The sequence below is a fragment of the Candidatus Cryptobacteroides sp. genome (genome assembly GCF_056207615.1).
The window spans coordinates 23,350-33,329 of sequence record NZ_JBAEER010000009.1 but is presented as its reverse complement, the minus strand read 5'-3'; the positions used below and the strand labels follow the sequence as shown (position 1 = coordinate 33,329).

Sequence of the window (9,980 nt, the reverse complement as noted above, 5' to 3'; positions counted from 1 at the left end):
CGGAATGGAGTACCTCCGGCAGCTAAAGCGAGCCACCTCGCGAGCTCGCATGAGCGGCTCGCCAGTGCCCGCTTTTGCAAAGCTCTATCTGACAACCGGGAGGTTCACGCAGGAAGCGGCGGCAGGGGAGCATGAGATGGTGATGTCCTCCTTGACGTAGGCCGATTCGTCGCAGGTGAAGATGTTGCAGAAGGTCTGCGGGTTGCGGTCCACGAGAGGGAACCAGCTAGACTGGATCTGGATCATGAGCTTGTGGCCAGGCTTGAAGGTGTGGCTCACGTCAGGCATGGTGAAATGGACCTTGGTGACCTCGCCAGGAGTGAATGGCTGCGGCTCGGAGAAACTCTCGCGATACTTGCCCCTCATCACCTCGCCGCGCACCATGAACTGGTAACCGGCCATCACCGACCTCGGGATTCCGAGCTTTGCGGCATCTTCCGAATATGGCTCCACGCCGAGTTCGCTGTACCATGAGAAATTGTCTGGGAAGACGTCGATGATCTTCACGATGAAGTCGGCATCGGTGGAGGTCAGAGCGACATGGAGGTCGACAGAAACCTCGCCCCTGAGGGTGAGCTCTTTCTCCAGAACTGGCGTCTGGAAGCAGATCACGTCAGGCCTCTGCGCGGCAAAGCGCTGGTCGTCGATCATGTAGTCCTTGCTGATGCTGGTCTCAACAGCGCTGCGGTATGGAACTGGCTTCGCCGGGTCGCTGGTGTAGGTCACCGAACCCGCACTGCGAGGCTTCGAAGTCGACACGCTGCCGTCCGCATGGAGGTAGAATGGAGTGGTCGAAGTCTGCGCGATCTCTGGCCACTGGTGGCCGTAGTATGTCCATGTCCTCGAACCCGAATCGAACACGGTAGCGCCCGGCTGCGGCTTCTCGCCCTTGCCTTCGAGGTAGTATGCGAAGAACGGATATTCGAAGTTCTCGAGGTAGTACTCGCTGGTAGCCTCGTCGCCGAAGTACATGTTTGCCCAGAACGGACGCATAGAGCGGTCCCATGCGCCGTGGAACCATGGACCCTCGATGAGGTAGAGGTCGGTCGCAGGGCTCTCTGACTCTATGGTCTTGTACACGTCGAACGCACCGTAGCAGTCCTCCTTGTCGAAGAGTCCGCCGACAACCATCACGGCCGGCTTGACGTCGTGGAGATGGCCCTTCGAGACGGTGTGCGAAATCCAGTATTCGTCGAGGTCCGGATGCTCACGCACGGTCTGGAGGTAGTGCAGGCTGTCCGCATAAGCGTTGGTGATGTTGGTGTATGTGCCGAGCCTGAGGTAGTCGGTGTAGATGTCGCTGACCATCAGGTCCGGGAACTTGAAGTCGCGCTTTCCGGCACGCACGTTCTTATTGTCCATGCTGTATTCGAACCATGGCTGGAACGCCACCATCTCCGCGATCATGAAGGCTCCGTTGTGGTGCACGTCGTCGCCCATGTACCAGTCGGTCACCGGTGCCTGAGGCGACACCGCCTTGAGCGCAGGATGGCCGCTGAGTGCCGCCATGGTGGTGTAGAAGCCAGGGTAGGAGATGCCCTTCTGGCCCACGCAGCCGTTGTTGTTGGTGTTGTTGACTATCCATTCGACGGTGTCGTAGGTGTCGCTGGCTTCGTCGGTCTGGCCGATGTTCTTCTCCGGCTTGCGCTTGTTCAGCTGCTTGTTCTCGATGAATGCGCGGATCTCCTCGAACTCACCTTCGGACATGTTCTTTCCGCGCACGTCCTGGAAAACGAGGATGTAGCCCGCGTCGACGTACTTCGCATAGCCGCCGAAGTTCATGAACTTGTCCTCACCGTATGGCGCGACCGTGTAGCAGGTGCGCTCCATCAGCACCGGGTGCTTGACACTCTTGTCCTTGGGCTCATAGATCGCGGTGAAGAGCTTGACGCCGTCTCGCATCGGGATCATCACTTCGGTCTTGGTATAGATTTCCTTCATCTTTTCTGCTGAATATGGGTTCTCAGCCTGCTGAGCGCTGAGCGTGCCGGCGAAGAGGATGGTCACGAATGTGAGGAGTATCTTTTTCATTTTCTGCGGTTGTTCGAGTTTCGTAATTGTTCTGCTGCCGGTGGCTTAGATCAGGCCGAAGTGCTTGAGCGCATGCTCTACTCCGTCCACGTCCACACCGTCGGTCACATAGTCGGCTGCGGCTTTGACCTTGTCCGAAGCGTTGCCCATGGCGACGCCGATTCCGGCCAGCTTCAGCATCTCGATGTCGTTCTCGCCGTCGCCGAATGCCATGATGTTGTCCGGTGTGAGGCCGTTGGCTTCGAGGTATGCACTGATTCCAACCTGCTTGCCGGCGCCCTTCGGGATGATGTCGATTCCCATCTCGTTCCAGCTTGTGATGCTGCATTCATCCAGGATCGACTTGAGGATTTCCCTCTGGTGTGGAGGGATGAATGCGACGATCTGGTAGATGTCCTCACCATGGTAGATGTCGATGTCGGGGACGGTGCCGTTGGTGCTGGACTGGACGTCGATGACGGTGGAGTTTACGAAGTTGATGTACCTTTTCTTCTCGCCGATCATGATGAACGGGATTTTCGAGACCATGAACATCTGCGAGAGGACTTCCATGTCACCTTTCGGGATAGGAGTTCCGGCGTACGCCTGCATCGTGTCGTCGAGGATGAGGGAACCGTTGAGCGTGAGATAGCCGTCGAACTTGGTGTCCATCACCGGCAGACCCTTGATCTCGCTGCTGTGGCGTCCGGTCGCGATGATGGTCTTGATGCCCTTAGAGCGAAGGGTTTCGATGCTTTTCCTTGCGCTGATGGGGATCTGCTTTCCGTTGATTGGCACGAGGGTGCCGTCTATGTCGAAGAATATTGCCTTTATATCCTTTGCTTTCGCCTTGATGTCGTTTTCCATTTGGTTGTCATCTGAAGTTTTTGCCGTGCCAAATTTAGGAATTATATGGCAACAAACACAGTTGGTATGCAGATTGCAAAAAAAGTTTTTGAATACGATATTTCTCTTCCCGACTAAGTTATTACCTGAATAATTCATAGTTTTACCAAGATGAATTGCAATTTTTTTATGGGATGGACTCGTTGTTTTGTTTGTCGACAAACATCGTAGGCTGACTAAAGTCGTGCTCAGTTCTGACCTAGGTACTGCTTTGGTGTATCTTAAAAATAACTATCTTTGCTGTAATGAGCGAAAGAGATTACATACATTCGTTCTCGGATTACCTTTTCTGGGATGTGGACAAGGACTCAATTGATCTTGAGGCCAACGCATCGTATGTTGTCAGCCGTGTCCTTGAACTCGGACGGATGAATGACTGGAATCTGCTGATGTCAAGGTATGGATTACAGAGGATTGCACAGATAGCGCAGAATCTGCGAACACTCGAGCCCAAAGCACTTTCGTTCATCTCCGCTGTTTCATCCTTGCCAAAAGAATCTTTCAGATGCTTTACTACAAGACCATCCACCCCGACACATTGGGGCTATTAAGAAAGATCCAATCTTTGGATATGTTCAGGGAGACCAGGCTTGTTGGTGGAACTGCTCTTGCGCTGCAGATTGGCCATCGAAAATCCATAGATCTGGATTTCTTTGGTAGCGTAGGTGCTTCACTACAAGAAATTGCGTTAGAACTCTCGACTTTTGCTTCAGTCTCCCCATTGTCCGAATCCAAGATGATGCGTTTCCTTGTTGTTGAAGGAGTGAAGGTTGATGTTGTCAACTATCCCTATCCATGGATAGATAATCCAGTCGTCGAAGATGGTGTCACTCTTGCAGGAATAAAGGACATTGCCGCGATGAAGCTATCTGCAATCACCAACCGTGGAACTAGGAAGGACTTCGTTGATTTATATTTCTTATTGAAATACTTCTCATTTGACGAACTGGTCAATCTCTATGTTCGAAAGTATTCAGATGCACAGCTTTTCACGACGCTAAAGAGCCTCACATACTTCGATGATGCAGAAGCGGATCCTATGCCAATGATGATGTCATCTCTCAATTGGGAAGATGTGAAATCTCGTATTGTTGCTGAGGTCGGTCAATTCCTTAAAAGATCGTAAAATTGAACTTGACTATGAAGGAAAGCAGTACATTCATCAGCGCGGAAGGGCGCGAGTGGGAGCAGTTCGGTCCCGGCCTCTACAGGCAGATTCTCGGATACAATGGCGACATAATGTCGGTCAGAGTGCGTTTCGACGAGGGCGGCATCGCTGCCATGCACACCCATCCGCATGCCCAGACATCCAGCATAATCAGCGGCAAGTACGAGTTCACCGTCGATGGACAGACACGCATCGTCACCGCCGGCGACGGAGTCCTTATCCGTCCCAACCTCCCTCACGCATGTGTCTGCATCGAGCCCGGCATCGTGATTGACTCCTTCTCTCCGATGCGCGCCGACTTCCTCCTTGCAGAGGAGTAGAGACTTGGTGAATGCACACCGAAAGCAACTTTTTGCTATCTTTGTCAGGATATAAAGAAACAGTGAAATGCCCAATATAGTAGACGTCATACATCTTTCGCATCGATACGCAGTAGACTGGGCCATCAGGGACATCAATTTCTCGATCGAGAAGAACGGAATCCTCGGTCTCCTCGGTTCCAACGGAGCCGGCAAGTCCACCACCATGAACATCATCTGCGGAGTTCTCAACCAGACCGAAGGTGACGTCTTCATCAATGGCATCGACCTTCGCAAGAATCCCGTCGAAGCCAAGAAGGAAATCGGATTCCTCCCTCAGAAGCCGCCTCTCCATCCAGACCTCACCGTTGACGAGTACCTCGTGCACTGCGCGGTGCTCAGGCGAATGGACCCGTCGAAGATCAGGAAGGCAGTCGATGCAGCGAAGGAGAGGTGCGAGATCATGCACTTCAGCGACAGACTCATCAAGAACCTTTCCGGCGGCTACCAGCAGCGCGTCGGCATAGCCCAGGCCATCGTCCATGACCCTCGTTTCGTCGTGCTCGACGAGCCTACCAACGGTCTCGACCCGAACCAGATAGTGGAGATCCGCAACCTCGTGAAGGAGATCGCGGTGGACCATGCAGTGCTCATCTCGACTCACATCCTTTCCGAAGTGCAGGCGACCTGCGACGAGATCAGGATGATAGACCACGGCCATGTCGTATTCTCAGGTTCGATGAAGGATTTCAATGACTATGTCGTTCCGAACAGCTTCACGGCGAGCTTCGGCGTGCCTCCGACCAAGGATGAGCTCGCAGCGATCGGCAATGTCCTGAACGTCGAGGAACTCTCGAAGGGCAGCTTCCGCGTCCGTTTCGACGGCAGCGACGAGATCACCGAAAGGGTGATTGAGCAGAGCATCGCGAACGGCTGGCACCTGAAGGAGATCGCCCTCGACCACACATCCCTCGACGTCATCTTTGCGCAACTCTCAGGAAAGCTGAAGAACAATGTCTGATCACAGGGGAACACGCATAATCGGACGTATCACGCGGACGGAACTGGCATCCTTGTTCGGTTCTCCGATCGCGTGGTTCATTCTCGTCGTGTTCGCCGTGCTCACTTCGGCAAGCTTCGTGAAGCATATAGCATCCACGGTAAGTATAGTCGATCTTTACGGAAACACCGCCTCGCTGACGAAGAACGTGTATCTTGGATATGCGAGTTTCCTTGAGTCGATAGTCCAGAACATCTATATCTACATACCTCTGCTGACGATGGGCCTCGTGGCAAGGGAGACCTCGTCCGGTTCCATAAAGCTGGTCTATTCATCCCCGGTCACGTCCACCCAGTTCGTCATCGGTAAGTTCCTCGCTGCCGCCGTCATGGGCCTCTGCCTGATGGCGATTCCGACCCTTACACTCGTCGGAAGTGCATACTTCATAGTGGATCTTGACGTCGCACCGGTGCTGGTCGGCCTGCTCGGAATCTACCTGCAGATACTTGCATCCTGCGCCATCGGCCTCTTCTTCTCATCGCTCACGACATACCAGGTCGTCGCCGCTGTCGGCAGCCTTGCTACGCTCGCGATACTCGGCAAGATAGGAAGCATGGGCAGGCACTACGAACTGCTGAGGAACATCGCCCATTGGCTCTCGATCAACGGAAGGACATCTGCCTTCCTCGACGGAGTCTTCAGGACGGACGACTTCTTCTATTTCTTCGCCATCATCATCCTCTTCCTTGGACTCACGGTGATGAGGATATCATTCCCGCGCCTGAGCATGAAACCGGTCCGGAAGTACGCTGCTGCGGCATTATTGCTGCTGGCCGTCGCTGGAACAGCGTTCGTCAGCTCGCGTCCTGCGCTTATCGGTATCCATGACGCTACCCGCGCAAGGCAGAACTCCATAACCGAGACCTCGAAGCAGGTGCTCCGGCAGATGGACGGAAAGATAGTCGTGAACAACTACGTCAACCTGTTCGACAACATGTCGTCTAAATATCTCCTCCAGACCCTCTTCCCGAAGAGCGTGTTCGAACAGTATAAGCTGACCAAGCCGGACATCAAGGAGCATACGATATATTATTACGACGACTGCTCGACCAAGAGAACCAGCAGGAAACTGGCTTCCATGGGCCTGGAAGAGGCTCGCGACTACCTCACCACTATCTACAACCTGAACCCGAGGATGTTTCGAACACCGGAGGAGATGAGCGATGTGGAGGCGGTACGCAGCGAAGATCATGCATTCGTTCGCGAGATCATCTATGACGGAAAGACGGCCTTGCTCCGCAACTATGAGGACAATATGAGCGAACCATCGGAGGCTGAGATAACAGCGGTGCTCGCCAAACTTACCGGTGAACCTCCGATTGTGGGTCTTGTGACAGGCAACGGGGAACGCTCAGTGAGCGGCACCTCGCTCCAGGATTACAGTGACTTCACGGTCTCGGCATATCAGCGATATGCGCTCATAAACCAGGGTTTCGACGTCGTCTATACAAGCTTCGGCCAGCCTATATCGGAGAGCATCGAAATGCTTGTCATGGCGGATCCTGTGACGAGCCTTTCAGGGCAGCAGATAGGGAATTTCCGAGATTATCTAAGCCGCGGAGGAAACATGATGATCCTGACTGACTACGGCCATCAGGAGGCGACTGAGCCTATCCTCAGGGAGCTGGGACTGAGGGCTACCGACAGACAGATCGCAAGGACGGCGGGGGATTTCTCGTCCAGCCTTGTACTGGCTCAGGCTGCCAAGGGAATTGACGGAATAGACGACTGCTTCAGTGGACTCACGGCCGGCGATGGTCGCGTGACCATGCCTGGTTGCGTGGCTCTCGAACGTCTGGAAGGCGAGAGCGATTTCGAGGCGAGGCCATTGCTCGTCAGCCCGAGCGATTCGTGGCTGGAGAGCGACTACAGCGGATTCAAGGACGATATCGTCGAGTGCGACGAGAATGATGGGGAAGTGCTCGGCAGCTATGTGACTGCTTATGCGCTCACTCGCGGAGACCAGAGGATCATCGTCCTGGGCGATGCCGATTGCCTTTCCAATTCCGAGATGACCATCGAGCGCGAAGGCTTCGAGGCGGCGAATTACCAGCTTATTATTAAGGGCTTCCAGTGGATTTCCGGCGGAAGGTTCCCTGTACGTATAGACCGTATCCATCCGAAGGATACATCGATGAGGATAACGACCAATGACATCGTCGCAGTCAGGATTGCGTACGTCGTAGTGCTTCCTGTATTGATCCTCGCGATGGCAGTGTGGGTACTGATGAGAAGAAGGAGGGCATAGGAGATGGATTTCAGGATTATCAGAAGAATTGCGCGGACGGAGCTTGCCACCCTTTTCTACTCACCGGTGGCTTGGATACTCATCGTGGTGCTCGCAGCGCAGATCGGCAGTGCCTTCATCGACATTCTGAACGAGATCGTGAAGATCAAGGCACTGGGCAACACCATCACCTTCAGTGCGACCGCGGGAGTGGTGCTCGGTGGCCGTGGAATCTACGAGGTCATCCAGGACAGCATCTACCTCTACATACCGCTGCTGACGATGAACCTGATGAGCAGAGAATATGCTTCGGGTTCGGACAAGCTGCTGTACTCTTCGCCGGTGAGCAGCGTCGAGATCATCGCCGGTAAGTTCCTCGCGACCCTCGCATGTACCGCGGTGCTGGTAGGAGTGCTTGCGCTCCCTGCAGTGGCTGTGTGCATCGTCGTTCCGAATCCGGATGTGACCCTCATACTTGCAGGATTAGCATCCATGTTCCTGCTGATCATGACCTATTGTAGCATAGGACTCTTCATGTCCGCGCTGACCTCATATCAGGTCGTAGCAGCCGTCGCGACTCTCAGCGCCCTTGCCGTGTTCAACTACATCGGCACGGTCGGTCAGGAGTCGCCTCTGTTCAGGGAAATCACCTATTGGCTGTCGCTCAAGGGACGCGCCAGCAACATGGTCGGAGGTCTGGTCTGCACTGATGACATCGTATATTTCATCGCTGTGACCTGCTTCTTCCTCGCGCTTTCAGTGATACTTCTCGAGAACCGAAAGACAAGGCGCACGACTGCTCAGAAGTGCCTGCGATACGGTGCTGCAGCGGCTGCTCTGGTGGTCGTCGGATTCATCAGTTCACGTCCTGCTCTCATGACTTTCTGGGACGCGACCTATGCGGATTCCCGCACTCTGTCGGAGGATAGTCAGGTTGTGATGAAGCAGCTTCCGGGCGGAATGACCATCACGACATACGTCGATGTACAGGACGAAGAGTTTTCGAACTATGTCCCTAGTCAGCAATTGAAAGATAGGGAACACTTCAAGGAATACCTTAGGTTCAAGCCGGAGATTAGGATGAAGTATGTCTACTACTATTCTCCGATCAAGGACACTGCATTGCTGAATAAATATCCGGGTAAGAGCGAGAAAGAAATTGCAGTCGAGCTGGCGGCCATCAAGGGCTATAAGCACGCCAATCTCGTGAGTGCTGAGTCGCTCAAGGAGGAGATCGATCTCGCGGAGGAAGGATACCAGTTCGTACGCGTCGTGCGCCGCAAGAGTGGCGAGGAGGCGCGCCTGAGACTGTTCAACGACATGACCCATCATCCGAGTGAGAAGGAGATATCTTCGGCGATGAAGAAGATGGTCAAGGATCCGGTCAAGGTCGCGACCGTCACCGGTCATGGCGAGCGTTCGGTGAAGAGACGTAGTGACAGGGATTACTCCCTCTTCGCGACCAGCGGTCAGTTCAGGAATTCGATGGTGAACCAGGGCTTCGACCTTGAGGAAGTGGTGCTCGCCGAGGGCATTCCAGAGAACATAAACATATTGTTCATACCCGATCCCGTCAGCGCTCTGTCCGAGGCTGATCTTGCTGCTGTGGATGCGTTCGTGGAGAGGGGAGGAAACCTTATGATACTCACCGATGCGGGAAGGCAGGAGGTCATTTCCGAGCTCCTTTCACGATTCGGAGTTAAGTGCTCTGCCGACATGAGCCTCGACGAGAATGTGCTCGCTCGTGCAACCCAGACTGCGGCGGACAAATACAAGGGATTCTATGCTTCGATGAGGCGCAATCCTGCCGTTACCTCCGTCATCATGCCGGGCGCGATGTCCATGGAAATCGCCGATACAAGCGTCTTCAAGGCCATTCCTCTGCTCGTTAGCGACAGCCTGTCGACTGCTGGTCCTCAGACCTTGGCCGTGGCTCTCAGCCACAAGCGCGGTGAGAAGGAAAAGGATCAGAGGATCATTATCGTCGGTGATGCGGACTGCTTCAGCAACTCTGTCCTTCAGCTCGTGAGCAGAGAGCAAACCAGCAGGGCCTACAACTTCGATATGGTTCCTGGTTCGTTCCGCTGGCTATGCTACGGAGAGTTCCCGATCTCGCCAGCCCATAAGCCTTATATCGATTCGGATATCAAGATGACTCCGATGCAGATGCCACTGGTAAGGGCTGTCTACAATTATCTCATTCCAGCTCTCATTGCCCTCGTCGGCATCGTCATCATCTACAGACGTCGTAAGAGATAATATCTCTTAAATCATTGCATTTTAATTATTAAAAATAATTAGAAATTGCTA

The 9,980-nt window shown here is 53.9% G+C and carries 8 protein-coding genes; 6 read left to right on the top strand and 2 right to left on the bottom strand.

Annotation, left to right across the window (positions count from 1 at the left end; all coding sequences use genetic code 11):
• Positions 1–84 precede the first annotated feature (84 nt).
• Positions 85–2,031, bottom strand: a complete 1,947-nt coding sequence (locus AC06ND_RS00675) for a CocE/NonD family hydrolase (RefSeq protein ID WP_475677071.1) — start codon at positions 2,029–2,031, stop codon at positions 85–87.
• 45 nt (positions 2,032–2,076) lie between these two features.
• A complete protein-coding gene (locus tag AC06ND_RS00670) occupies positions 2,077–2,877 on the bottom strand; it encodes a Cof-type HAD-IIB family hydrolase (RefSeq protein ID WP_475677070.1) in 801 nt (266 codons plus the stop codon).
• Between the two features lie 284 nt (positions 2,878–3,161).
• Between AC06ND_RS00670 and AC06ND_RS00665 the strand changes: the two genes are divergently transcribed.
• From AC06ND_RS00665 to AC06ND_RS00640, 6 genes are all read left to right on the top strand, one after another.
• Entirely contained in the window at positions 3,162–3,467 is a 306-nt protein-coding gene (locus AC06ND_RS00665) for a DUF6922 domain-containing protein (protein ID WP_475677069.1), read from the top strand.
• A complete protein-coding gene (locus tag AC06ND_RS00660) occupies positions 3,422–4,042 on the top strand; it encodes a nucleotidyl transferase AbiEii/AbiGii toxin family protein (RefSeq protein ID WP_475677068.1) in 621 nt (206 codons plus the stop codon). Before AC06ND_RS00665 ends, AC06ND_RS00660 begins: the two co-directional genes overlap by 46 nt.
• Positions 4,043–4,056: 14 nt before the next feature.
• Positions 4,057–4,404: a cupin domain-containing protein gene (locus AC06ND_RS00655; RefSeq protein ID WP_475677067.1), complete on the top strand. Its 348-nt coding sequence runs from the start codon at positions 4,057–4,059 to the stop codon at positions 4,402–4,404.
• Positions 4,405–4,471: 67 nt separating this feature from the next.
• Complete coding sequence (locus tag AC06ND_RS00650) at positions 4,472–5,404, top strand: ABC transporter ATP-binding protein (RefSeq protein ID WP_475677066.1); 933 nt, start codon at positions 4,472–4,474, stop codon at positions 5,402–5,404.
• Positions 5,397–7,691 (top strand): ABC transporter permease subunit, encoded by a 2,295-nt coding sequence (locus tag AC06ND_RS00645; protein WP_475677065.1) that lies wholly within the window; start codon positions 5,397–5,399, stop codon positions 7,689–7,691. The genes AC06ND_RS00650 and AC06ND_RS00645 overlap by 8 nt, the downstream gene beginning before the upstream one ends.
• A 3-nt stretch (positions 7,692–7,694) precedes the next feature.
• The gene (locus AC06ND_RS00640; RefSeq protein WP_475677064.1) at positions 7,695–9,929 is read left to right on the top strand and encodes a Gldg family protein; all 2,235 of its coding nucleotides are present in this window, start codon (positions 7,695–7,697) and stop codon (positions 9,927–9,929) included.
• Positions 9,930–9,980: the final 51 nt, after the last annotated feature.

Coding starts and splice junctions, on each gene's coding strand:
- AC06ND_RS00675 (WP_475677071.1), bottom strand. CDS start 2,031: ATGAAAAAGATACTCCTCACATTCGTGACCATCCTCTTCGCCGGCACG.
- AC06ND_RS00670 (WP_475677070.1), bottom strand. CDS start 2,877: ATGGAAAACGACATCAAGGCGAAAGCAAAGGATATAAAGGCAATATTC.
- AC06ND_RS00665 (WP_475677069.1), top strand. CDS start 3,162: ATGAGCGAAAGAGATTACATACATTCGTTCTCGGATTACCTTTTCTGG.
- AC06ND_RS00660 (WP_475677068.1), top strand. CDS start 3,422: ATGCTTTACTACAAGACCATCCACCCCGACACATTGGGGCTATTAAGA.
- AC06ND_RS00655 (WP_475677067.1), top strand. CDS start 4,057: ATGAAGGAAAGCAGTACATTCATCAGCGCGGAAGGGCGCGAGTGGGAG.
- AC06ND_RS00650 (WP_475677066.1), top strand. CDS start 4,472: ATGCCCAATATAGTAGACGTCATACATCTTTCGCATCGATACGCAGTA.
- AC06ND_RS00645 (WP_475677065.1), top strand. CDS start 5,397: ATGTCTGATCACAGGGGAACACGCATAATCGGACGTATCACGCGGACG.
- AC06ND_RS00640 (WP_475677064.1), top strand. CDS start 7,695: ATGGATTTCAGGATTATCAGAAGAATTGCGCGGACGGAGCTTGCCACC.